This is a genomic window from Planctomicrobium limosum, from assembly GCF_051465645.1.
GTDB lineage: Bacteria > Planctomycetota > Planctomycetia > Planctomycetales > Planctomycetaceae > Planctomicrobium.
In genome coordinates, this window is the sequence record NZ_CP195790.1 from 1599081 (window position 1) to 1624500 (window position 25420).

At 52.7% G+C, this 25420-nt stretch carries 19 protein-coding genes; 13 read left to right on the forward strand and 6 right to left on the reverse strand.

The features are described 5' to 3' along the window. The first annotated feature begins 6 nt into the window (after positions 1-6). From SH527x_RS06030 to SH527x_RS06040, 3 genes are all read left to right on the forward strand, one after another. Positions 7-1893, forward strand: a complete 1887-nt coding sequence (locus SH527x_RS06030) for a prenyltransferase/squalene oxidase repeat-containing protein (RefSeq protein ID WP_437193751.1) — start codon at positions 7-9, stop codon at positions 1891-1893. A gap of 135 nt (positions 1894-2028) precedes the next feature. Continuing rightward, positions 2029-3912, forward strand: a complete 1884-nt coding sequence (locus tag SH527x_RS06035) for a polyprenyl synthetase family protein (RefSeq protein WP_437193752.1) — start codon at positions 2029-2031, stop codon at positions 3910-3912. Between the two features lie 471 nt (positions 3913-4383). Next, entirely contained in the window at positions 4384-5250 is an 867-nt protein-coding gene (locus SH527x_RS06040) for a DUF1573 domain-containing protein (protein ID WP_437193753.1), read from the forward strand. 186 nt (positions 5251-5436) lie between these two features. Here the strand turns inward: SH527x_RS06040 and SH527x_RS06045 are convergent, their stop codons facing one another. Continuing rightward, entirely contained in the window at positions 5437-5745 is a 309-nt protein-coding gene (locus tag SH527x_RS06045; protein ID WP_437193754.1) for a transcriptional regulator, read from the reverse strand. Between the two features lie 256 nt (positions 5746-6001). On the opposite strand from SH527x_RS06045, the gene SH527x_RS06050 reads away from it, so the two are divergent. The 3 genes from SH527x_RS06050 (at position 6002) to SH527x_RS06060 (ending at position 11906) form a co-directional block, all read left to right on the forward strand. Beyond that, a complete protein-coding gene (locus SH527x_RS06050; protein ID WP_437193755.1) occupies positions 6002-8791 on the forward strand; it encodes a hypothetical protein in 2790 nt (929 codons plus the stop codon). 418 nt (positions 8792-9209) lie between these two features. Continuing rightward, on the forward strand, positions 9210-10139 hold the full coding sequence (locus tag SH527x_RS06055) for a malate dehydrogenase (protein WP_437193756.1): 930 nt from the start codon (positions 9210-9212) through the stop codon (positions 10137-10139). 192 nt (positions 10140-10331) lie between these two features. Further along, positions 10332-11906 carry a rhomboid family intramembrane serine protease gene (locus SH527x_RS06060; RefSeq protein ID WP_437193757.1) on the forward strand — a complete coding sequence of 525 codons (1575 nt, stop codon included), beginning with the start codon at positions 10332-10334 and terminating at the stop codon, positions 11904-11906. Between the two features lie 181 nt (positions 11907-12087). Here the strand turns inward: SH527x_RS06060 and def are convergent, their stop codons facing one another. Both def and SH527x_RS06070 read right to left on the reverse strand, forming a co-directional pair. Then, the gene (gene def, locus SH527x_RS06065) at positions 12088-12732 is read right to left on the reverse strand and encodes a peptide deformylase (RefSeq protein ID WP_437193758.1); all 645 of its coding nucleotides are present in this window, start codon (positions 12730-12732) and stop codon (positions 12088-12090) included. A gap of 248 nt (positions 12733-12980) precedes the next feature. Continuing rightward, a complete protein-coding gene (locus tag SH527x_RS06070; RefSeq protein WP_437193759.1) occupies positions 12981-14300 on the reverse strand; it encodes a phenylacetate--CoA ligase family protein in 1320 nt (439 codons plus the stop codon). 528 nt (positions 14301-14828) lie between these two features. Here SH527x_RS06070 and SH527x_RS06075 point away from each other — a divergent pair. The 7 genes from SH527x_RS06075 (at position 14829) to SH527x_RS06105 (ending at position 19817) form a co-directional block, all read left to right on the forward strand. Next, the gene (locus SH527x_RS06075) at positions 14829-15227 is read left to right on the forward strand and encodes a hypothetical protein (RefSeq protein ID WP_437193760.1); all 399 of its coding nucleotides are present in this window, start codon (positions 14829-14831) and stop codon (positions 15225-15227) included. 56 nt (positions 15228-15283) lie between these two features. Beyond that, on the forward strand, positions 15284-15856 hold the full coding sequence (locus tag SH527x_RS06080) for a ParB N-terminal domain-containing protein (protein WP_437193761.1): 573 nt from the start codon (positions 15284-15286) through the stop codon (positions 15854-15856). 104 nt (positions 15857-15960) lie between these two features. Further along, positions 15961-16740 (forward strand): ATP-binding cassette domain-containing protein, encoded by a 780-nt coding sequence (locus SH527x_RS06085; protein WP_437193762.1) that lies wholly within the window; start codon positions 15961-15963, stop codon positions 16738-16740. Beyond that, positions 16740-17255 carry a hypothetical protein gene (locus SH527x_RS06090; protein WP_437193763.1) on the forward strand — a complete coding sequence of 172 codons (516 nt, stop codon included), beginning with the start codon at positions 16740-16742 and terminating at the stop codon, positions 17253-17255. Before SH527x_RS06085 ends, SH527x_RS06090 begins: the two co-directional genes overlap by 1 nt. Beyond that, a complete protein-coding gene (locus SH527x_RS06095; RefSeq protein ID WP_437193764.1) occupies positions 17218-17754 on the forward strand; it encodes a hypothetical protein in 537 nt (178 codons plus the stop codon). Before SH527x_RS06090 ends, SH527x_RS06095 begins: the two co-directional genes overlap by 38 nt. A gap of 13 nt (positions 17755-17767) precedes the next feature. Then, positions 17768-19117 (forward strand): terminase large subunit domain-containing protein, encoded by a 1350-nt coding sequence (locus SH527x_RS06100; protein WP_437193765.1) that lies wholly within the window; start codon positions 17768-17770, stop codon positions 19115-19117. Between the two features lie 490 nt (positions 19118-19607). Further along, complete coding sequence (locus tag SH527x_RS06105; protein ID WP_437193766.1) at positions 19608-19817, forward strand: carbon storage regulator; 210 nt, start codon at positions 19608-19610, stop codon at positions 19815-19817. Positions 19818-20309: 492 nt separating this feature from the next. Here the strand turns inward: SH527x_RS06105 and SH527x_RS06110 are convergent, their stop codons facing one another. The 3 genes from SH527x_RS06110 to SH527x_RS06120 form a co-directional block, all read right to left on the reverse strand. Further along, positions 20310-23255, reverse strand: a complete 2946-nt coding sequence (locus SH527x_RS06110; protein WP_437193767.1) for a PSD1 and planctomycete cytochrome C domain-containing protein — start codon at positions 23253-23255, stop codon at positions 20310-20312. Continuing rightward, positions 23252-24652, reverse strand: a complete 1401-nt coding sequence (locus SH527x_RS06115; protein WP_437193768.1) for a DUF1501 domain-containing protein — start codon at positions 24650-24652, stop codon at positions 23252-23254. The genes SH527x_RS06110 and SH527x_RS06115 overlap by 4 nt, the downstream gene beginning before the upstream one ends. 204 nt (positions 24653-24856) lie before the next feature. Continuing rightward, entirely contained in the window at positions 24857-25378 is a 522-nt protein-coding gene (locus SH527x_RS06120; RefSeq protein ID WP_437193769.1) for a rhodanese-like domain-containing protein, read from the reverse strand. Between the last annotated feature and the right edge of the window lie 42 nt (positions 25379-25420).

The following is a 25420-nucleotide window of genomic DNA, read 5'->3' on the forward strand; positions in this document are numbered from 1 at the left end:
GGACGCGTGGCGACACAAATTGACCGGTTCACCAGTGTCATTCAGGCGAATGGCACTGATCACGGTGACTCTGAAGGAGCTGACTTGTCGGTACCATCTCCAGAGCAGATTCGTCGTGCATGGGACTCTGTCCGCGACACATTGAAATCCCGACGCGGTGAGCATGGTCACTGGGAAGGGAAGCTCTCGACATCAGCGCTCTCGACAGCCACGGCTGTCATGGCCCTGGAACAAGTTCGACGTCATATCCCTGGGGTGCAGCCAGGCGATGGAATCGTCCTTCCCCCGAACCCATCCGGCCCCTCTCAATTTCGTTGGCAGCACTTGATCGATGGCGGCCTGAAATGGCTCGCGGAACATCAGAATGAAGACGGCGGCTGGGGAGACACCGTTAAGAGTGTCAGCAACATCTCCACAACGATGCTGGCTTACGCCTCGTTCCTCGCGGCTCGCAAAGACAACGAGGAATACTCTGGCACCTTGCGAAGTGCTGGCAACTACATCAACACCAGCGGCGGAGTTGATGCAGTCATTGCCAGATACGGAAAAGACAAGACCTTCTCCGTTCCGATCCTGGCACACTGTGCTCTGGCCGGGATTGTCAGCTGGGACAAAGTTACCTCCCTCCCTTTCGAGCTGTCCTGCATCCCAGCGAGATTTTACGCCGCAGTGCAACTTCCCGTCGTGAGTTACGCCCTGCCGGCGCTCATCGCAATTGGTCAGGTAAAACACCACTTCAAACGGTCTCGCAATTACCTTCTCGCACAACTGCGAGACGTCTGTATCGATCCAAGCCTTCGAGTCCTTGAGCGGATTCAACCATCGTTCGGCGGTTTCCTGGAAGCAACTCCGCTGACAAGTTTTGTCGTCATGAGTCTCGCCGCCAAAGAGCTGGCGGACCATCCAGTCGCCATTCGTGGAACTCAATTCATCGTGGCGTCAGTTTTGCCTGACGGAAGCTGGCCCATCGACACGAATCTGGCCACCTGGGTGACGACGCTTTCGGTGAACGCACTCGCTGGCGATTTCAGCAGTGAAGAAAAAATACAAATCCGGGACTGGCTGCTCGGCCAGCAATATCTTCAGGTTCATCCATTCACAAACGCTGCACCCGGTGGTTGGGCATGGACCGACCTGCCGGGGGGAGTGCCAGACGCCGATGATACTCCAGGAGCGATGCTCGCCCTGCTGAATCTCGCCGATGGAAAGATCGACAAGGCGACGGGCACAGCACTGACGAAAGGAGCGAACTGGCTGCGGCAGCTTCAGAATCGTGACGGTGGATGGCCGACGTTCTGTCGGGGCTGGGGAACGCTGCCGTTCGATCGCAGTTCATGCGATATTACCGCGCATTGCCTGAGGGCTCTTTTCTTATGCAACCAGCACATTCCATTGGGAAAAGGCGCCGAACTTGCAATCAAACGGGGACTCAGGTTCCTCGAAAAGCAACAGACCTCGGACGGATCATGGCTGCCGCTCTGGTTCGGAAATCAGCATGCACCTGACGACATCAATCCCGTTTACGGAACGTCTAAGGTCCTTGCGGCCTATCGGGATCTGGGGCAAATTGACTCGTCAATTGCTCAGGCAGGCTGCCGCTGGTTGAAAAATGTCCAGAATCCCGACGGAGGCTGGGGAGGCACTTCTCGCAGTCCATCTTCGGTGGAAGAGACCTCTCTGGCCGTGGAAATCCTGAGAAGTGACGTCAATTCCCAGGATGCAGTGAATGCAGGACTTCAGTGGATTGTCGATCAGGTAGAACGTGGCAAGATCGCTGAAGCAGCCCCAATCGGTTTCTATTTCGCCAAATTATGGTACTTTGAAGAGTTGTATCCTTTGATTTTTGCGGCGAATGCACTGCGTCCATATTCAACGCCAAAATTTCAAGAATAGCCTGCCACGGTCAGGAACTGCGAATCGCATTTCTGAAGGTAGACATTGGTTGCGAACGAATGCTCTGATAACTTGCTTTGAACATCGTACGCAGTCCTCCCTGAAACTGAATCTCCTGAGCGGCGACATCATTGCATGTTTGAACCATCACTGGATTCGACCGTCGAGCACGACCAGTCTACAGGTCCTGCTGATTCATCCGTTGGAAATCAGATTTCAACAGCACGGCGTTTCGACGACGATCCACCGCCGCAAAAGAGAGTTCGCCGAAAAAGCACCAGCCACCTGAAAGCTGTCCCGCAAGAGCTGGCGGATCGCGAACGGATCAAAGCCGCTGCCGAAGAGTTCGCGAAAACGTTGAACAAAAGCCAGCCATTCTCAAAGAACAATCTTGAAGGCTGGGGACGCAAGCTTCTCGAACAATTGAACGAACCGGAGATGTATCTCGGGTTCGCAATGGTGCTGATCGGAAACTTCTTCTGGAAGCAACAGTTCCTGTCGATTCCGTTTGAACGACGCATGCTGTTGCTGCCGCACTGTCTGAAGCACGCAGCCGGCTGTCCGGCAGAATACAGCCAGTTCGGCCTGGAGTGCGAGAAGTGCGGCGCCTGCTCCATTGCAGACTATAAAGTTCGGGCAGAGCAACTCGGCTACAAGGTCCTTGTCGCCGAAGGGTCTCCAGTCGTTCTGCGAATCATCGTTGAAGGCTATGTCGACGGCATTTTGGGCGTCGCATGCCTGAATGTGCTGGAAAAAGCGATCGATAAAGTTCTGGTTGCAGGCGTTCCCAGTTATGCCGTCCCGCTGCACTCCGGGGACTGCAAAAACACGACGCTTGATGAAGCATGGGTCTGGGATGTGCTCGAAAAGTATGAGCCACTTCCGGCCCCGATGACGCGAAGCTACGTCCCATTGATGAGGGCGACGTCGAACCTATTCACGAATCAATTCCCTGAACTTGTCACCCGTCAACGAAGCTCGACGCCTGAGCAGGCACTCTCCCCACTTGGGCAGACTGAGAACGCGGCGCTCGACTGGTTAGCCAATGGGGGAAAGCGATTCCGTCCGTTCATTACACTTGCTGCATTTGACGCTGCCAGTGGTGGTCAATGGGTCAATGGAACTGCGAACGCTCAAGATAATGCGTTCACGCCGGGGGCAGCAAAAGTCGCCATGGCAATCGAGGCGTTTCACAAGGCCTCTCTGGTGCACGATGACATTCAAGACAACGACCTGTACCGTTACGGACGGCAGACTCTCCATCGCGTGCATGGCATCGGCTCCGCGATCAACATCGGCGACTATCTGATCGGTCTCGGCTACCGTCTGGTCAACGAAGCTCGAAGTGAAATCGGGAGCGACGCGGCGTGTGACATTGTGGAAGCGATGTCGCAAGCGCATATCAAATTGTGCGATGGTCAAGGCGCTGAAATGGGCTGGCAGCAGTCGCCAGACTGGAATATCACACCGCTCGATGCCCTGCAGATTTATGCACTGAAGACATCGCCTGCGTTCGAAGCCGCACTCATTGCAGGGTTTCGACTGGCGGGTCCAGTGGACGGACTCCGCGAGACCGTTGCTCAGTTCTGTCGCAAACTGGGAGTCGGCTTTCAGATTTTGAATGATCTGAAAGACTGGCAGGGTGACAGTGACAATAAACTTGTTGCCGGTCAGGATGCACTCGCATTGCGACCAACTCTGCTCCTCGCTTTAGCACTTCAATCCGCATCACCTGAGCAGAAGAAGCAGATTCGCGAGATTTATGAGTCCACAGGGGACAACGTCTCCCGTCTGAATCAGCTGCGCGGTCTCTTCAATGAATTGAACGTCTTCGATAAAGCTCAATCACTCGCAGACAAATCACGTGCTGGCGCTGAAGGTCTCGCAGATAGTGTCGAATCAGATGAGATTCGGCAGCTACTGTACTTCTTTGTCGACACCGTTCTTGCACAGGACGACGAACCGACGCCTCTGGAAAAGATGCAGGCACAAAATCGCCCGTTGCTGCACATCATCTAGCAGTCAAACGCCCGAACCGAACTCATGGTTTTGATTCCTTGCTCGTTATCAGGGGATCTCACCAGGATGCAAATGCAGTAAAATGGTCGTGCGCCAATGGGCTCAATTCTTAGAGCTGGCTCAGGGGCTCTTCTTTGAGCGGAATCGCGATTCTGGTACGCGGCGTTTGAGGTAGACAGATGAAATCCCAACACAGCGAATTCGCCACAACCGACATCTAGGCTGCATCTTGCAGAAATCGCACTCATGCAATTGCGGTCGAGGAACCCATATTGTCAGGGATCTGAATTTTCACCTAGAATGTCTTGCCAGAGTGTGATGAATCCCTGCCCTGAAGGTTGAATACTCAGAGCCGTTTTCCAAGGACGGAAGCGGATATTGGGCTCGGGATCGCACTCATTCGAAGACAATGCCTCACTCGAAATTGCAAAGCGGGTGCAGAGCTCCGAAATCTGATAGAGGTGAATGTTCATGGACGAACGACGCACGCGATGGATTGCCCCACTTGCCACCTATGGGCTCGTGCTCCTCGTTTTTTGCCCAGCGATCATGGCCATTTGTGCCACCTCGCGGGTCCCGGTTCCACGAGCAATTGCCAACCACAAAGATCTCCCTTCTCTCGCGTTTCGCCAATACTCTGTGAATCTGCGAGAGATTCCCGCGACAGGCCGAATTACGGTTCCGTTTTCCTTCTGGAACCGCAGCAACAAACCAGTTGAGATCACGAAGCTTGAGCCAAGCTGCGGGTGCCTGGCCCCAAAACTGTTGGGTGATCGAACCCATTATGTGCAAGGTGGACAGGGTTTGTTTGAAGTCAAAGTTGACACCGCGCGGGAAACGCCTGGCCCTCACACATACTCAGTTCGAGTTCACTACAACGATGGTGAACCTCGTGAAGAACTTGTCGTCTTCCGCATGAGTGTCCCAGAGCGAAATGTTCAAGTCACTCCGCCAGAGCTGTATTTCTACCAGCTCTCTGATTCCGCAATTACCAGCGAAATTCGCGTCGCAGATCACCGCGGCAAAAATCTGAAGATCGTGGAAGTCAAAACTACCAGCCCATTTCTAAGTGCGGAGCCACAAGAGCCGCAACTTTCCGGTGATGTGACAACGACTCCGATTCGGGTTTCAACTAAAGGAAACCTGCCATCCGGGGCTCAGACCGGGATTATTTCCATTCGCACAGACGATCCGGATTTCCCAGTAATTCAGGTGCCAGTCTTCCTGCAAGGAAAGCCACAGGGAGTTCAATTGACAGCAGGCGAGCATCCTGCGTCCCAAAGCAAATCCACGAAAGTGACTGAAAAGCAGACCGCAGAGCAACCATCTCAAGAATAACTCTGACAGAACCACCCGCTGTCGATGGGACAGTTGCTTCAGCAGATGACAGTCTTCCTCGTGATACGAAAGTGGACTGCACCTGGAAGGCAAGAATCAGGACAGTCGACGCCTCAGAACACTAAGCAGAGGAACAATCAAGGACTGAAGGACCAAAGTCCTTCCTGAGCACAAGACGCAGCGAACTTAAGAAGCAGAGCCGTAGTCGCCAGGTTCGATTTCGTTCAATTGAGCTCGCAAACGGTCACGTTCTTCACGAGTGATTTCAAGATCGAACATGAGGTACTTCACGTCGAGCCGCAACTGGGAAAGTGCTTCTTGCACAAGATTTAGAATTCGACGGCGACGACGAACACAATCAACCACCTGCGTATATGGCTGTTCCAGCTGGGAGAACTGAGCTTCAGGTAATGCGGCAATCCGCTTTCCGAGCTCAATCAATTCGCGAGGGAGTTCTTCAGAAGAGGCATCTGGAAATCGAACTGCATTTTGCATGATAGATACCTCGCCGTTGACAACTCAGAGACGTCACCTGCGTCTGCCCCGAAAGATACACCCTGACAACGAACCCCTCCAATGGCGAAATTTGAGAGTTCGCAAGAATCACGTCAGGCCAATACAAGCTTTATGTTGCCAAATCCCAACGACACTTAGCAAGTGTCTTGAGTCAAAGTTGGTATTTTGCAAGCATCAGCACCAAACCAGGTCCGTTTGTACCAGTTTTAACTCCAACACACCCTGTAAGTTGAAGATGAGACGGTCGGTAGCAGTCAATTGGACGAATTACGCGTTGTTTATGTGCTTGTTGCTTCTCTGCAACATTGCTCGCGCTGAAGAACCGTCCCCCTACCGGCATCACGGGTTCGAAATTGACCGAACGATCGCTCAGCCTGCCACTCAACTGCTGAATTCCGCCTTACGATCACATGCCATCACCGCAGAGGACTTTCATTCAGGCTCAAAATGCGAGCGGATGATGTTCCAGTCCGAGCAAGTGACTTCGGATGGGGAAAGAGTGGTCATCGCCCTTCCCAGAGCCAAGGTGATTTCCGAACTACGCGCTTCAGTCTGGATTCGATCAAGCTGCCAGAACGTTCGACTGGGGGTCAGAGTCTGTTTTCCATATCAGCTTGACCCGCGAACCAATGAACCGTTGCAGATGGAACTGTTTGGCGAAAGCTATAAGCAAATCGGCAAGTGGCAACAGGTGAGTTGCCAGACCAGCGAGGAAGCCCTGCAAAGCCGTCTGTTGCGACTCCGCAACCAGATCTCGGATGGCATTCGAACTCAAGACATTGATACACGGGACTTCTACGTCGATCAGCTGACAATTGCCCTACAACTTCCACAAGGGATCTCCACACTTCAATTAGACGATCTCGAATTCGGTCCCATTGTCGAACTCAAGATGACAATCCCGGAGAAAGGGTCCGGATCCGGAAGCCAGAACGAGTCTCAACTGGCCATTGCGGACGATCGAATTCGACGAAACGGAAATCCATTCTTTCCAATCTTCACGCTCTATCATGGAGAGAGCCTCGACCTGATTTCCCAGACAGGCGTGAACATGTTGTGGGTCAAGGATTATGAAGATCGACCGCTCCTTGAAGCATTAGCCGGAATGAACATTGGCGGCATCGCATCGCCACCACAGCCGACTCCAGAAAGTGCCATTCTCAAAAGTGCCGGCATCCCTTCGATTCCTGAATGGACATCACCGATCTGGGCATGGATGTTAGGAATCAAGATCCCTGCGGAAGACCGTAAATATATCTCCGGTTGGGCTGAACAGGTTCGCGACGCCGATCGCCAGATACGTCGTCCGGTTCTTGCAGATGTTTCTTCAGAAGAGCGGGAATTCCACCGCCATGTCGACTTCCTCGCCAGCAGCCGCTTTGCAATTCATACGGCCGTCTCCAGCCCGAATCACTTCGCTGAGTTACGGGGACGCCGGGACTATGCTCTCCCGGGCAAGCCGATGTTTACATTCCTGCAGACGGAAGCATCTGAACCACTTCTGAATTATTTTGAATCACGAAATCTGATTCCAATCGTTGAACCTGAGCAGATTCTTCACCAAGGTTACGAAGCAATTGCAGCCGGTTTTAAAGGAGTTGGATTCTGGAAGCAGATCCCGTTTGATTCCACTGCGGCCGGGTTGAATGAACGTCTGGATGCTTTGCGAATCTTCTGCCTGCACTGCCGCGCTCTGGAACCGTATCTGGCAACCGGTCGTATCGTTGATGAAATGGCCGTTCAGGTGGGACGCAGTTCTTCCGCCCCTGTCGCGAACTCTCCCCTCTCTTCTAAATGGGATCGTGTTGTTTCCGCGAATGGAACCGTCTCCAGTGTCGAAGGAGCCGCAGCAGAGATTCGAGCCACCGTCTTTCATACCGAACGCGGGTTGCTCATTTTGCTTGTCTGGCACGAACCTGGCAGTCAGTGTGTTCCAGGTGCTCAAGCTGCAAGTTCGGTGCGAGTTCTGATTCGCGGTGTCGACGCCGCTCAGGCATGGGAAGTGACTCCAACGGGAGCGGGACAATCGAATCTCGACATGGATCGCGTGGCGGGCGGAACGGAAATTACCCTTCGTCACTTCGATCAGTTCGCGGCGATTGTCGTCCCAAATGGCAGCGCCGGTGTGAAACAACTTCAGGATGTCACCAGACAGAATCGAAAACTGGCGGCAGAGGCATTTGTCAATCTGGCGAATGCGAAACTAAAGCGAGTCACTGAAGTTCATCAGGAACTCTCTCAGGTCGGCGCACCGCAACTGAAAGATGGCGATGCTGCACTGGCACGAGCCGCCTCGGCAATCGAGCAGGCACGTCAGGAGCTTCATACCGAACGTGTCGATGATGCACGCATCCTGAGTCAATCCGCGATGCGCCAACTACGTATCATTCAAAGGGCATACTGGGAATCGGCCGTTAAAACGATGACTTCCCCGACTTCGACACTCGAAGCGACGAGTTTTCAGACATTGCCTGAGCATTGGCGTCTGATGTCCACTTTAGGCCGAGTTCAAAATCTGGGCGAGAACAGAGTTCCATCTGGGGACTTTGAAGATGAGAGTGCATTGCTCGCGAGCGGCGATTCAGAGTCTGGGACAAGTTGGACCGATGGCTCCAATGGCAGTCGCTGGACCTCCCTGCGTCTCGAACATGGTGGGGGAACAACGGGAAATCACCTCACACTGATCGTTAAACCAGATTCTCCTGCCGGGCAATCTGCAGTCGTCATCAGCCCGAAGGTCGACGTTTCAGAGGGCGATGTCGTCGTCATGACCGGGAAGTATCGAATTCCATATGCACTGGCAGGAACCGGTCATCAGTTTTCCATCTTTGAAACGCTGACCGGCCGCGATGGCTCCCTGATCGTCAAAGAGAAATCTGAAGGCTGGCAGTCATTCCGCATGATCCGGCGAGCTCACAAGGCCGGGGCATTGCGGCTCCGGTTCGAATTGACCGGCCCAGGATTGGTGAATCTGGACCAGATTCAAGTTCACATCGTTCCAGGTCAGCAACCAGCAACGGAATAGTTTCTGAGCCGTTGCTCATAATTCAGGTTACGCTTCCTCCGGTCTCTTTTGAGGTATCGCGCTGACCGGTATTTCTCATTCAATACGCAAAAACGGACCGACCAGTCTCGGGCGATTGTGCAACCAGTAACGTGTTTGCGTTGCACCTCTTTCCTCTTGTCTGCGACTCGCGCCAACGATGGTGCTGTTCGCCCCTGTCTTAGTCGATATTCGCAGAGGCGAGATGGATTCTCGGTAGACGGTTCTTTGAGATCAGACCTCGTTGAACTGTTGAAAATTGCCGACACCTCCTATCATGCCGAATCAGCAATTCACAGAGAAATAGACGACCTGGGCTGCGGGTGACGGGATTCCCCATTTCGCAGCAGGTGTGGAGCACTCGGGTAACGGGTCACCGTTTGATCACAGGACAGGCATCATGAAGGTTTCGATTATCGGTGGGGGCGGTCTGGTTGGGTCATGTGCCGCATCGGCACTCCAGTTTGGCGGCATTGTCCGTGAAATCGCACTGGTTGACGTCAATCAGGAACTGGTGGAAGGACAGGCTCTCGACCTGTTGCATGGCGCATCGCTGACCTCCGATCAAAATATCGTGGCCGGTGGACCAGAGCTTTCGAAAGACGCAGATATCGTCTGCATCACCGCTGGTCTTCGACGTAAACCAGACGAAAGCCGCCTCGATCTGATCAATCGGAACGTGGCTCTGTTCCGCAGCCTGCTCGGTGATCTGAAACGTGTCGGATACAAGAAAGACGCAATTCTGTTCGTCGTGTCGAACCCTGTTGATGTCTTGACCTACCTTGCCGCACAGGAGCTGGATCTCCCGGCGCAGCAGATCATTGGACTGGGGACGGTCCTCGACACGACACGCCTTCGCAGTCTGCTTGCCCAACGGATCAATGCGACACCAAGTCAGGTGCAGGTTACAATCTACGGTGAGCACGGGGACAGCATGGTTCCTGCCTGGTCGAACGCTCAAATCGCTGGTCTGCCGCTAGAGAAATACCCCGGCATCACCCCTGCTCTGATCGCTGAAGTTGAGAAGCGGACTCGCGGGTCAGGTGCCGAAGTGATCAAGAAGAAAGGCGGAGCAGGTTTTGCTGTCGGTGTGTCGATTGCCGATGTCATTCATTCCATCGCTCTTGATCGCCGTCGCATTCTGCCAGTCTCTTCACTCCAGAGTGGAGCGTATGGCCTGAACGACGTTTCGATCAGCGTTCCGACCGTAGTCGGTCGCAAAGGTGCATTGTCTCATATCGAAATTGATCTCTGGCCAAAAGAGATGACAGCACTTCGTCATTCTGGTCAGGTTCTGCGAGAAACGATTGATAAAGTTCTTCGCGGTTAAGACATTTTCAGAACCCTCGTGCGACATCAAACCCCGCACGAGGGTTTCTTCATGTTCGCTTTTCGCATTTGGTCGATAGAATGTATCGGACTCACATGCGGGGTTACTGACACGCGACATCTCTTCGATTACCGCTCTCTTATTTTTTGATCGACCTCAACAGAGACGACTCGCGTTGTTGCTGAGTGGAACATGGACCTGAATCTGATTCTGATCTGGACGATTGCGGCCAGTTGTGGCCTCTTTCTAGTGCAGTCGTCTGGAAATCAGGCCGCAAGACCGCTTGTCTATGTGAACATTGGCCTCCTGATACTGCTGGCTGTCTTGGCCCGGTTCCACTTCGAATCTGCTGGCTACATCACAGGGATTTTCTGGGCTGTCCTGACAGTTCTTCCCGGTATTCTCAATTCGCTCATTATCAGATTGCAGGCGAAACCAAACCGGTTCCCTGCCGCTTATTGTCTGTCAGTGCTGTTGAGTTGGATTCACCCATTCAACGGACAACGTCATCTCCCTCGCTTCATGAAGGCCGTCAAATGGCTGGATTCTGGCAACAGTCAGCAAGCCATTCAAACGCTCAATGAACTGCGGCAATACTCTCACCCTATTGGGCAGCTTTCGCTCATTGTCTGGGCGAGAAGTACCGGTGAATGGCAGGGGCTATTGGACCAGTTAAAGCTGAACGCTGTAACGGTCAAACCCAACAGCGATTTTCTTGTTCTGGAAGGTTATTTACAGGCTCTCGGAGAGACCGGTCGACGAAATGAGATGTTACACGAGTATCAGCGTCTCATTCTTTCGCAGACTGAAACTTTCGTCCCATCAGACTTCGCAAGACTGAATGCCAGAATTGCCGGGTACTGCGGCGATCCGCTTCTGGTCGCAACTTTTGTGAACCAAATTGGCGAAGCATCTCCGGCTGGAATGCTGGAATACTGGACTGGAACCGCCTATCAGGTCGCAGGCGATTACGAACGCGCGCTTGAGCAATTCAACAAGTTGCTTGAAACTAAGGAACATGTTCTCGACGAGGCTATTCAGCGGCGACTAGCGAACCCTGTTCCGCCCCTCAGCAAAGTTCCAATCGAACCCGATGCAGAGCGTGTCCTGTATGTGCTGAGAAACTTTCATTGGACTCTGCAGCCGCGTCATCGTGCGAGAACGAAATCACCTCTTTGGGCAACCAAATCGCTTCTGGTCATCCTGACAATGGTTTTCATTGCAGAGATCCCGGGAGGCACGGAAGACTTCGACAATCTTGTCAGCATGGGAGCGATGCTCATCCCTGTTGAATTCAATCAGGGAGACTGGTGGCGGCCAATCACCGCTGCATTCCTGCATTTCGGTCCACTCCACTTTGCACTGAATGCTCTTGGACTTTATGCACTGGGCAAGCATCTTGAACGACTCTGGGGGCCTTGGCGTTTTACGATTACTTACCTGACGGCTGCCATCGGAGCACTCTATCTCACTCCGTATTTTATGGAGAACACTTTCGCTGGAGGCATCACGGTCCTTCTTGGAGCGTCCGGAGGAGTGCTGGGACTCATCGGTGGCCTCGTTGTGCAAACAGGACTCATGCTCATTCGCGGTTGGAGCAAACCGCTGGCGAATACGTTTGTCACACTGCTGGTCATCATTGTGCTGCAAACATATTTCGATCACTCGATGGAGAATGTCAGTTCAGAAGCCCATCTTCTTGGAATGGGAATCGGCGCACTCTTTGGCGTCTTCTGGAACATCTTCTCATGGCGTCGTCTGACCTGATCAGGTTCGACTTGCCGCTCAAAAAAAAGAACGCACTCTCCGACACTGCCGGGGAAGGCGTTATGAGGCCGCCAACTCACTTGTCAGTCAGCGAAAGTTCAGAGTACTTCTGGCACGCGGAATTCAGCCACTTTTCCTGTCGAGAAGACTGCAGCGCGGACTCATAAGAGACCGAAGCGGTTTACGACCGGAGGTCAACAGTCGGAAGCGGCAACGGGGCTCGTGACAGGAACGATTCAGGAATTGCTCCGGATTTGGCCATCTGTTCCAGATCCTTCCGAATCTCTTCGTCACTTGGAATCTCACCGGCCTTTTGAGCCTGAAGATACGCATCCACAAACTTGGGAACCTTCAGATCGACTTTGGCACTGGTCCCTTCTTCCCGCATCCGTTCAAAAAACAGAATGCCATCGAGATGGTCGTTCTCGTGTTGAACAACGCGGGCGGCCAGGTCATCAACATCCATTCGAAATGCGTTGCCAGAGAGGTCGAACGCTTCAACAACAAGTTCGAACGAACGGCGGACATCACCAAATACGCCAGGCAAACTCAGACAGCCTTCTTCACCGACGTCATGCCCTCGTTTTCTGGAGATCACGGGATTCAAAAAGACGACTTCTTCGTCCTTTTCATCCGGGCGCGAGGCAAGATTGACCACGAAAAAGCGAAATGGCAAACCAATCTGATTTGCAGCGAGCCCGATTCCCTGTGCTTCGTACATCAAATCAAACATCTGACCAACGGTCTTGCGAAGCGTTGCGTCGATCTGCTTTACATCAACAGAGCGAAACGAGAGAGCCGGGTGCGGATAAGGGACAATTTGCATCAGAAATTTCGCAAGCGTGAATTCAGATTGTGGTCGAAGTCAAAGACGACGTGACTCGTCACCTGAACGGTTTCCGGACAAGAGGCCACAAAAAGCCTGATTCCTGTCTCTTTTCCATTCGAGAAAGAATTGTAAGGCGCGAGATCCCAAAAGACGATCCCGCGAATAATGAACGGACAAAATTCCAGCTGGAGAAATCTTAGAATATCGATTGAATTGTCTCGGGCGAGTCGGAGTTGATTTCGATTTCAGGAACGGTCCTCGCGAAAGAAGCGTCGCCCTTTCATTTCAAACCTTGGCAGTGACTCAGCTTGAATCACTTCCGCCTGAAAGTTTAAGCGGTCTTTAATGGTCCGTTCCAGTCTGCAAATCAAGACAGACGCGGATGGCAATGCGGACGAAGCAGGTTCAATTTCAATCACGAGATGCGGCATTGAGCGACGCGTGACAACGGTAATACGGTATTCCACGATCTCGGTGAATTCCCGTATGACCGCGTCGATGCTGGTCGGGAACACGTTGTTTCCCCGAATGGTCACCATATCGTCGGTCCGACTGAGAATTCCTCCTTCAAGACGAAGGAGACTTCGACCTTGAGGACATGGAGTCTTACAAGCGCGAACCAGATCACCGGTTCGATACCGGATGACCGGTTGTCCCCAACGCCATAAGTTGGTGATCACCAGTTCGCCCACTTCCCCTGCTGCAACAGGAGCAGTTCCGTCTTTTTCGACGATTTCGGCAATGCAGTCCGATTCAAGAATGATTAACTCGCCGGGAGTATCGAACGCCTCTGTCCCGAGTGAACCGATATCGGTCATTCCCCAATGGTCGATGACTCTCGCTCCCCAACTGCTTTCGACCCGTTGTCGAACAGCAGGGATCGCGGCACCTGGTTCACCGGCCAGAATCAGCATACGCACAGCCGAATCGCAAAGCGAAATTCCCATTCCCTCTGCAACGTCGGCGAGTCGCAATGCATAGGACGGAGTGCAACAGATGATGGTTGCATTCAGATCCAGAATCATGCGAATTCTGGCTTCGCTTCCCATCCCTCCCATCGTCAAAGACAAGTTGCCTTGATGCTGGGCCCCTTCAAACGCTGCCCAAAAACCAAGGAAGGGTCCAAACGAAAACGGAAACGCAAAGATATCATCCGGGCGAATTCCAACGAGACGATAGATCTGCGCCCAAATCTCCAGCAGTGATTTCCAACTCTCAGGTGTATCCAACCACCTTATGGGATTGCCCGTTGTACCTGATGTCTGATGAAGGCGGCTGTAACTGGATTGCTGATAAGTCAGGTTCGCCCCAAACGGCGGCAAGAGCTTCTGATCGTTGACCAGTTCCTGCTTTGTGAGAAATGGAAACTCAGAGAGTTCGCTCAGGTGCTCAAGAGGTCGACCGGTCAACTTTGCAGTCAGACGTTGTTTCCAGAAAGCGTTCTTTGTTCCGATCTCCTCCAACATCGAATTGAGACGAGTCAGTTGCCGCGCTTCGATTTCAGGTCGAGTCAGTTGTTCTGGAAACTGAAGTTCAGAGAGAGCTGCTGTCATCGGTGAGATCATCAATGATTTGTTGAACGCGTTTGCAGGAGAAACTTTTCAAGCGAATGGCAACGTCACAATTCTTCTGGTGACGACTTACTGGAAGCCCACGGTAGGTTGAAGGAGCTCCTGCATGCAGCTTGATCTCCCTGATTCAACTTCATGCATTGTGGCGTTGAAGCCTTCATGATGAAAGTGTCAGAGCCCCTCTTTGACAGGTTCTTCTTCCGGTCCGTTATCAAAGTCCGAGTTAATTCAGAAAAGTTCTGAAAGGATTCGTAACTCGCTGCGTATTTCTCAGGTGACAGCCTGATTCATTTTTCGCGGGTGCCCGTGATTAAGGAATTCTGGGCATTCGTTTCGAAACGATTCTGGATTCAACGACGAAGTGCGCAACGCTGAATGAATTTGTTGAGCAAGTGTCGCGACCTCTTTTGATTCTGCCTGGAATCATCGCTCGCCTTGCCGACAGTTTTGCTTGTTGCGTGATCGGCTCTTTTTCGACGTTGATATTTCGATCGTGCATTCAACCGGCTACTGGAGAATACGATGTCTGTTGCTAAACCAAACGGAACAAAAATTCTGCTTCCACGTACTGGTGCTGATCAGTTCTGGAAGCTGATTCATGACTACTTCGCAGTTGATGATTCACGCAAGTGGAAGTACCTCGCAATGCTGGCATTACGTGAAAACGCAGGTTGGCCGTTGGATCGAATTGGGGCCGTCTTTGGACATCCCAAAGGACATGTCACCCGCTGTCTTGCTCGAATTAAAGTCGAGCTGCGAGAAGAATTCGAAGCTTCTCCGCAATTCCTTGATCTCGACGATGAACTGTTGATGGATGAAGAACAGGCTGCCGTCGCGAGACAGGTTGACTCTGGTTCTCGTGACGAAGCGGAGTCGTTGGTCGAATCCACACTTCAGCCTCAGACAGCGTTCATTGCTTAAACAATGACAGAGATTGCACTGTCATTTACCTCGCGAAACGACAATCTGGAACCGCAATGCAACTTGAAAAACTCGATGTAACCTTACTGCGTCCTGCCCCATACAACCCCCGTATTGAGCTCAAGCCGGGCGATCCAGCCTGGGAAAAGCTGGCTCGATCGCTCCATGAATTTGAGCTTGTCCAACCGATTGTCTGGAACAGGCAGACCGGATTTGTTGTTGCGGGACACCAACGGCTTGCTGTGCTCAAAGCTCAGGGTGTCACTGAAATTGAATGCGTGATTGTTGACCTTCCATTGGAGAAGGAAAAAGCTCTCAACGTCACGCTGAACAACTCTGCCGTCGCGAGTGACTGGGACGCGGATCGACTGCTGGATCTGGTTTCTGAATTGCAGGATCTTCCTGATTTCGACGCAACGCTGACAGGCTTCGACGAACAGCAACTGAAAGATCTCATACTGGTCCCCGCTCCGCTGCCAATCGAAGAAGAAGCATCGAACGATGATTCCAATCACGTTCGGGTGATTCTTGAGGTTCCAGTCGAAGACTGGGAGGAAGTCGAACAACGAGTCAATGACCTGCTTGCCGACTTTTCTGCGATCCGCGTGCATCTTCGCAATGCTCAGTAAGTCAGCACGAATGGAATGCTGACTTCCACCGTGATGGGAGTCGATTTCCCTGCAGACAGCGAACTCCATGGTCGTACGCCGGCCTTCAATATGAAAGTAGATGGATGCCTCGTTTTGAACTGTTATTGAATGCAAAGTACCAGTTTCTTCCGAAGACCAATTCAACGCGTGCGTCCGTTGTGATGGACCAGTTCGGTATCAATTTCGAACAGGGTGAACATGTCATCGCTGACAACATTCCCTTCACGCTGAACACCAGTGACATCGTCCTTTTCATTGGAGAAAGCGGATCGGGAAAATCCTCTCTGATGAGGTCGGCGGCAAAAGAGCTTGCGAATCAGCAGGCCCACGTTCTTTCGCTGGATGATCTCCAATGGGAAGAACGCGCACTGGTAGAACAGCTTCCTTGCAGCACAGAGGAAGCGTTATCACTGCTGGCAATGTGCGGGCTGGGTGAAGCTCAACTCATGCTCCGTACGCCCAGTGAGCTCTCAGACGGCCAGCGATTCCGGTTTCTTCTGGCATTCGCGTTAGCCCATCACCCGGACTGGGTTGTCGTGGATGAATTCACTTCAACACTGGATCGTCGACTTGCTCGCGTGATTGCTGCGAATCTGAGACGGATCTCTGCCAGGATCGGAACCGGCTTTCTTCTGGCAACCACTCATGACGACATTGCGAGTGATGTCGATGCAGACTGCCTGGTTCAGTGCCGCCTTGATGGGGAAATCCAGCTCACCAGGCAAGCGGAAGCCAGTCCGAACACTGCTGAATCTGGCCTTAAAAAAAAAGAGCTGCCGACGAGTACTGGATTTCCTCCGCGTCCAAATCCGACTGGGCGCACTTCTCTCGGTGGCATTATCGCAGCCACCACATCGGGCTGATGCGACAAGGCTTTCTGCTCTGGCACGGCGATGAGCCAATCGGAATCTGCCTGTTCATCGCTCCGCCGAAATCGTTGTCTCAACGCAATCGGTTCTTTGGTCAAAGCGGTCGCTGGAACCGAACAACACTCCGCACCCTGAACCGGCAGTTGGTGACGTTGTCGCGAGTTGTGCTGCACCCGACCTATCGTGGTGCCGGCCTGGGACATCTCTTCATTCGCAGATGCTGCGAACTCTGTTCATTTCCATGGATTGAAGCGCTCACCCAAATGGGGCACTTCAATCCCGTCTTTGAACGTGCAGGTTTCCTCTCCGTTGGCGAGTCGCAAACGGTGAATCGTTCACGCAAATCCCATTCTGCTCTCTATCATAAAAGGTTGAAACGTGGTCAAAGGCAAGCCCTCGTCACCCAGGAAACCTACGAAAAAAGTCGGTTCGCGACCCCGATCTACTACATCTTCGACAATAGAAAGCAAGGTGGCCGCTCCAGCACAGATCCCACCTCCGGGAAGTGAGCCCCATTCCGGTGACGGTCCTGTGAACGCGCTGCTGGCCACGCGTTCCATTCAACCGGTTCTGACCAAACAGGAGCAGATGACCTATCTCCAGTTGCTCTCTCGCGGAGCATCACCTGCTGCTGCGTGCCTGCAGCTCGGATTTGGACTTCAGGTTGTTGCGACGACGATTGAACAGGATCAATCGTTTCAAAGCCTGCTGGCTCGGGTGAATGAACTGTTAAGCCAGAACGTTGCCGCAGCGCTGTATCGATCTGCAATGGAGGGAAGCGTCTCCGCCCAGACCTTCTATTTGAAGAACCGACCGCCACCGGAATGGCCAGCGCTGAACAACAACGATTCTCCAACAGCGATCGAGGAACTCACGGATGACGAACTCATTGTCCAATTCCGAAAAACAGCTCCTGCGCTCCTTGCTCAGCTCGCACCGGGAGATTATCCGCAGACAAGCTCGACTGAGGCCGGACCTGTTTCGCAACCTTCTTCGGCTGCCGAATGACTCGCAAGAGCTCATGGCTGACGTATTACAGCCTTGGCAGAACCTGGATCTATCCGCGCTCGACGCCGCATGGCAGGACCTCGCAGGAACCGTCAGCACAAAAGGTCCTGTCATTCGGCGTTCTTATATTGAACGCCCGCGCGGGCACTCGAAGACATCGGATATGGCCGTGCAGATTGCGTGGATTCTGCTCTCCGCTCGGCATCCGGTCAATGGGCTCGCCGCAGCTGCAGATAGGGATCAGGCCAACTTTCTGCTGGACTCACTCCGCCGGCTCGCTGTCGTCAACGAAGACCTTATGAGCCCTTTGCAGTTCGTTGAGCATCTGGTGAGGAATCGCGAGACAGGGAGCCGAATTGATTTCATCTCTTCTGACGTCAAAAGCTCCTACGGTGCGCTCCCTGACTTTATTGTCTGCGACGAACTGAGCCATTGGCCGCGCCCCGAGATGTGGTATTCACTCTTGTCGTCTGCAGCAAAGAAGCCCAAGTGCGTCCTGAACATCTTGACGAATGCCGGAGTTGGCCGGGGATGGCAATGGGAACTTCGAGAGCATGCCCGCAAGGATGTGCGATGGTACTTCTCCTCTCTTGATGGTCCACATGCCCCGTGGATCACCTCTGAATGGCTCGACGAACAGAAGGCACTGTTGCCACAGCAGGTTTATGAGCGTCTCTGGCTGAATCGCTGGCAACATGCCGAAGGGAACTTCTTAACCCTGCCAGAAGTCGAAGCGTGCCGAAATCCGCATCTCACCAGTCAACCGGTTGGGCAGCCCGGCATCGACTATGTTGCAGCAATCGACTATGCCGAGAAGCATGACTTCACCGTAGGATGCATTTGCCATCGTGAAGGCGACATGACCATTGTTGATCGAATGGATGTCGTGAAACCGTCTCCCTCTGCCCCCACGCATGTCGCCTGGGTGGAACAGTGGATTGAAAACGCTGCTGCAATTTTTGGACGCATCCGTTTCGTTGTGGACGAGTACCAGTTGGTCGGCTCGATTCAACGGCTCGAACAGCGCTACACAATCGAGCGTTTTGCATTCTCCGGGGGCGAGGGAAATCATCGACTCGCAATGATGCTCCGGCAGCTCATTCTTCACCAACGACTGCAATGGTACGAAGGATGTGGAAACGTCCCTGGTCCGCATCGGGACGACCTGGAAACCGAACTCGCATCGCTCATCCTCAAGCAATCTGCGAACGGGCGAATCCGGATCGATCACTATTCAGACGGACTTCACCACGATGACAGATCTTTTTGCCTGGGCGTCGCCTGCCTCGCACTCAACGAAACGATGAACAGTGATTTCCTCCAGATCACACCCCCAAGTTTCACAGGATCCTTCGACTGGTAATTCCCCGATCGCCCCTGAAGCTCTTACTCGGCTGACTGCATGGAAATCAAACTGATCTAAAATGAATCAGCGGCAATAGTGCTTCAAAACGAAACAGCCATTTCTGGAAACTGACAAAGAAAGTCATGATTCCAAATGGTTTACGGAAAGAAAATCTGAAATGTGCCCTGACGCGGAATCTCTGGCCCTCCCAAATTGAACTGAATCCGAACCTTCCTGATCGCTGAACGGTCTTTTCGGATATTATCACCCCGACGAAACGTGCAAATTTGACAAAACATCACAAATGGCACACATTGTGCTAATCCTCGTCTTGGCGGGACGAAGTGATGTTGCCCACTTTCATAGGGAATACACTCGTCCCCGCCCAATGACAAATGAATGTCGAAGTGCCACGAACACAGTCAGATGAACTTCCGTTTGGCAAAAGTCCGTGGTGATCAGCAACTTTGTTAAGACTCCAGACATCTGGAGACAACGGAGGCAGGGAATGTTAGTGCTGAGCCGAAAAGTTGGAGAAACAATCGTCATCGCAGGCGGGATCCGCGTCACAGTCTCTGGAGTCGCAGGGAACCGCGTTAAGCTCGCGATTGAAGCACCAAAGGAATGTTCAATCTGCAGAGAAGAGATTGCTGTTGCGAATCGGGTCGCTCAGCAATTGCAGCATGAGGAAAAGATGGGATCTCTCGCAGCGAAATAGACTTTCATCCGAACCTAATTGCATCGATGTTAAGTTGAATGAAAATCGGACAGAATGAGCGTCGTTGATCGCATCTTCTGACGAACGTCGGTGATGTATGTCTTCACCAGACAGCTTGAATTTGATGGCTCCATTGAAGGCAGATTTCGAAGATCTTATCTGATCAGAACGATTTCAGATCGGAATGATGCCACGTTCCATTGCCGTTGCTATCACCACTTTTCGGACACCGACGTGTGTGACGCCTGACGAAATCCCTGATGTCGCTTCTCTCTGCGACGATCAGCATGTTGAAGGCAGATTCCGGTCGCAGCCTTGATAGCCCTGCTACGTTACCGTTTTCAGGCGCGCGAATCCGTGTGACACTGTTTCATGTTCTTCGTTGCCACTATCGGATTAACGAATCTGCAAGAACATTGCTCGGATCGGGTGCGATCGAAACTCCTTTGAAAGGACAGGCATCTGACTGTCCATTTACCGGACAGTCTCAGTCTAATCAATGAACATAAACTCGTTGGAGCAGATCAGAGAATGGCAGATCTTCGTCCAGGACGCCTGCGAGTCACCGTTTCTGGTGATATAATTTGAAATGGCTTCCATTTCGCCTTCTGTCGGAGTTCGCCCGTAGAGCTGCAGATAGAATCGTTCGAGCTTCTGGACTATCGAAGAACTATCTACGGCTGAGAATCTTTTACTCAGTTCGCTTGCCTGTTTGAGAACAAATGGGTCGTTCAACAACCACAGTGCTTGCGGAGCGACTATCGAATCGATTCGCTGTTCGACAATGCTCGTTGGGTCGGCTCCATCAAACAACAGCTGATACGTCGTCCGATCGGAACGAATCGTTCTCAAATAGAGAGTTCGTCGCCCTGATGCGAGATCGCTGGTCGACATTCCACCCACTGTGCGATCCAGTTGAGACGTACTCAACAGCAGACTGTCTCGCAGCTCTTCGGCGGTCAGCTTTCGCCGTGTCTGGCGGCTGAACAGGTTATTGTCAACGTCCCCTTGAAAGCCTTCGTCGTCAGAGAATGACGATTGCTGGTATGCTGCCGACATACAGATCATGCGGTGCATTTCTTTCAGACTCCAGCCTTTCTCCACAAAGGTGGTACTCAACCAATCCAGTAGCTCAGGATGTGATGGTGGTGTCCCAAGGACTCCAAAGTTATTTGGGGTGGCCACAATTCCGCGACCAAAGTGATGCTGCCAGAGTCGATTGACCTGCACGCGTGCAGTCAGTGGATGAGTGGGGGAAGCGATCCAATCAGCAAGTGCCAATCGCCCACTTCCTTCCAACGGAGGAATCTCGCTTTTGAACACTTCAGGGACACCTCGACGCTGAACTGCGGCGAGGCGGCGATAATTTCCACGAACGTGAATCGCAGCATCGTGAAACCCTTCATATTCGCTCCCAGGGACCCCTCCATCTTGAAGTCCCTGACATTGATCGAATTCTGTAAGTTGGGCCTTCAACTCTTTCTGTTGAGCCAGCAAGACAGCTTGCTTTGCATCATCCTGATTCAGTAACGGCGCATCTCCTGCACAGACGATGAACGAACCTTTGTCGACCTGTTGCGCCTGCGCGTCGTCCAGCAGAGCACCAGTCAGTCTCCATTCCTGCCCACTTGCTGCGTGACGTACCTTCAACTCGACTTGTGTCGAATCGCAGGTGTATTCCGCACGCGGTGCGATTCGCAGTCGAATCAGCTGAGCCGGTTCGACGGCTATCGTCACTTTCATTTCCGCCTTCTTTGCCGCGTTCACCAGCGTGTGATCGGCATACGTTTGATCGAGACTGAGAAGAGTGCATTGCACACCATCTCCGCAGTTCCCGTCGGCATCAGAGAGAAACGCATCGACCTGAACGTCCCCCGCGACTGGTGATCTCCAGACGACGGTGACCACCTCGGATGGTCCGGGATGAACACAAGCGGATTTTCCGGGAAGTGTAATCGTACTGAACGAAACGCTCTCACTGCTCCTGTTGACCGTGACTGAAGGGTTTCCATTCTCTGGCCGGTCCCAAGCCACAAGGTCTGGCTTTCCCGCCACATTATCTTTCCGGCGATGCAGTGGTTTAAGTCCATTTGAAAGCTGCTGCTCGACATCTTTGAGCTTCGTCTGAATCTGATCTCGCTGCAGCAACTCTTCCGGCGACAGAAGCGGAATCCGCATCAGTTTCTCACCAGCGGTCGGGTGACTGAACTGGTCGATGATGTGACTGCTGAAGAAGAAACCAGAAAGGGCGTAATAATCGGCGGTTGAAATGGGATCGAATTTATGGTCATGGCACCGCGCACAGGAAAGAGTCAACCCAAGAAACGCTCGCCCAGTGACATCAATCTGGTCATCAACAATATCCGTGTAGACCTTCTTCTTGTCGCTGTCGCCATTCCCCCAATTCCCGATGGCGTACATGCCCGTCGCAACAACCAGATCGGGATTCCATTCCTGCTTAGCGAGCAGGTCTCCTGCAATCTGGTGCCGAACAAATTGATTATATGGCAAATCCTGATTCAATGCTTTCACAACCCAATCTCGATAGCGCCACGCATCGAGAATATCGCCTGGTTTCCCATTGCTTCGGGCGTCAAGCGAATCCGCATAGCGCACGCAATCGAGCCAATAGCGTCCCCATTTCTCGCCGTAAGTCGGACGTGAAAGCAGGTCATCAATCAAGGCGGAAGTTGCCTTCTGATAGTCCACTTTGGCTGCCAGAACAAACGCCTTAACTTCATCAGGTGATGGGGGGAGTCCAGTCAGATCAAAGTGTAGGCGACGCACGAGATGCTCAGGAGACGCCTTCGAAGCAGGTGTCAGCTGAGCTGCTTCGAGTTTCGAGAGAATGAAGTAATCGATTGAATTCTGCGGCCAGTCAGCATTCTTTACAGTTGGCACAGCAGGTTTCGCAGGACTGGAAAAGACCCAGCGTTCTCGATCTGTCAATTCCCGCTGTTCGACATGGCTCTTGGTCACGATCTTCGCATCAAGTCGGGGGTCAAAAGCCCCCTGTTGAATCCAGGTCACAAAATCTTGCACAACAGATGCAGGGAGTTCCTGATCCGGAGGCATCGCGACATCTTTGTCGGACCGCCGAATCGCATGAATCAGCAGGCTCTCTTCCACATTCCCTGGGCGAATTGCCGGACCAGACTCTCCTCCCTTTTCCCATCCTGGTTTTGAGTCGAGCCACAACTTGCCTTGAACATCCCCCGCGTCACCGGAGTGACAGGGATAGCAGTATTCCACCAGAACTGGGCGGATCTTCGTTTCAAAGAACGCCGCCTTTTCACTGTCGTCTGCGGACGACGGACCAGCACACCAGATCAGTGCCACCAGCGAGAAGACAAGACGCCGTACGACCTTGGTATGGTTCGCCAATGGTGTTATTCCAGAAAAGAAATCGGCTTCCGACAGAGAGAGTATTCGAGTCATGCCAGAATCTCCTGAACAACCCGTCCGTGAACGTCGGTTAGCCGATAATCTCGACCGGCATATCGATATGTGACTCTGGTATGATCGAGCCCCATGAGATGCAGGATCGTGGCATGTAAGTCATGAACATGCACGCGGTCTTCAACGGAATGCCATCCGAAATCATCTGTGCGTCCAAACGTCATTCCGGACTTCACTCCACCTCCGGCCATCCACATCGTGAACCCGAATGGATGATGCTCGCGACCGTTGGTGCCCTCTGCGGTCGGAGTTCGCCCAAATTCTCCCCCCCAGATCACCAGTGTCTCTTCCAGTAAGCCCCTCGACTTCAAATCGGTCAGCAATCCTGCAATTGGAAGATCTGTCGCTCGACAATTCGCCGGCAGTTCTTCGCGAAGCCCTCCATGCTGATCCCACAGTTGGCAACTGCTTCGCTTACTGGTGGCCGTATGATAAACCTGAACCATCCGCACCCCACGTTCGACCAGTCGCCGAGCCATGAGACACTGCCGACCATAAATCTCAGTCACAGGATCGTCGATGCCGTAAAGAGCTTGGGTCTCTGCCGATTCCCTCTCGATCCCGAACGCCTCCGGACCTTCAGTCTGCATGCGAAACGCGAGTTCAAAGCTTTCAATTCGCGACTCCAGCCGTGAATCATGTTGCCTGCTTGATGAATGAAGTTGGTTCAGGGATTTCAACAGATCAAGCTGATCTCGCTGCTCGCTTGCCGGAAACTGATCATTTCCCAGATTCGCGATCGGGCGTTTCAGGTCTTGAACGAGCGTTCCCTGATAGGCGGCCGGCAGGAAGGAATTACTCCAGAGCGGAGCCCCCTGAGCTGGTTGCGCCGGGCTGATCACAACGAATCCCGGGAGATTTTGATTCTCCGACCCCAGTCCATATTGCAGCCACGACCCAATGCTTGGGCGGGAAAACGCCTGCTCGCCGGTGTTCATCTGCAGACAGGCGCCATTATGGTTGATGTTATCTGCCACCATCGAACGAATGACGCAGAGATCATCCGCGCGTTGAGATAAATGCGGAAACAGCTCGCTGATCTCAATTCCACTCTCGCCGTGCTTCGCAAATTTCCAAGGCGACCCCAACATATTGCCGGTCTTGGTTCGCTCAAGTTTGGGGCGTTCAAACGGCAAAGGCTTCCCGTTGTGTTTGATCAGTTCCGGCTTGTTGTCAAACAAGTCAACATGAGACGGGCCACCTGACATGAACAGAAAGATGACCCTCTTCGCCTTCGCAGGAAAATGGGGCTCGCGGACTGTGAGCGGTCCGGCCCCTTCGCATGACTCATGCGAAAAGAGTTGAGCGAGTCCAAGTAAGGGAATTCCCGCTGCACATTGAGCCAGCATGTCTCTTCGATTGAAGAACGCCGCCATGTTTCACCTATGTCTTATTGACCACGGTGCCTGAATCAGCCTGTGCGTTCCACGACGTACAGATGTCCTCTTTCACAAGACGAAACGACTCCAGAAATCGGAAGTCGTCACTTCAAGCGTCACTGCTGCCCAACACTGCACCCGATTACTGATCTCACCCGCGTGACAGCGTGGAGTCGACAAGACTCATTACATCAACGTCAATCAATACTTCCAAGTCAAACGAGGAAGAATTCGTGCCCACCCGCAGTATCCCGAGAAGCCGGAAAACATCAGACCAGCTCCCATAAATGCGGACACCCAGAGAAATCGGGGATCGACAAAGTAGGTCAATAGAGCAGCGACCAGAACAATTGCTCCATTCAAGACGCGAGCGTGCCTCTCAAGTTGAGAAAGTCCAAGCCTGTGAATGGCAGGAAATCCCGCCTTCAAACAGGCTTTCGTTCCCCCTTCAACATTAACCACATTGTGAAAACCTGCATCACGAAATCGATCACAAGCCGACCGACTTCTCATGCCAGACTGACAGATGACATAGAGCGGGGCGCCTGATTCGCCGGTTCGAGACTGCATCACCTTTGCTGGATCGAGTTGACTTAACGGCTCGTTTCTAGCGAGTTCCAGATGCTCTCCCAAAAACTCCCGCTGAGTCCGGACGTCAATCAGTTCGACCGCCTCGCCAGCCTGAACCTGCTCCAGTAACCGGGTAGGAGAAATTGAGTTCATCTTGGATCCTTCAGTTAGTCAATGAAGTTCCAGTTGGCTGAT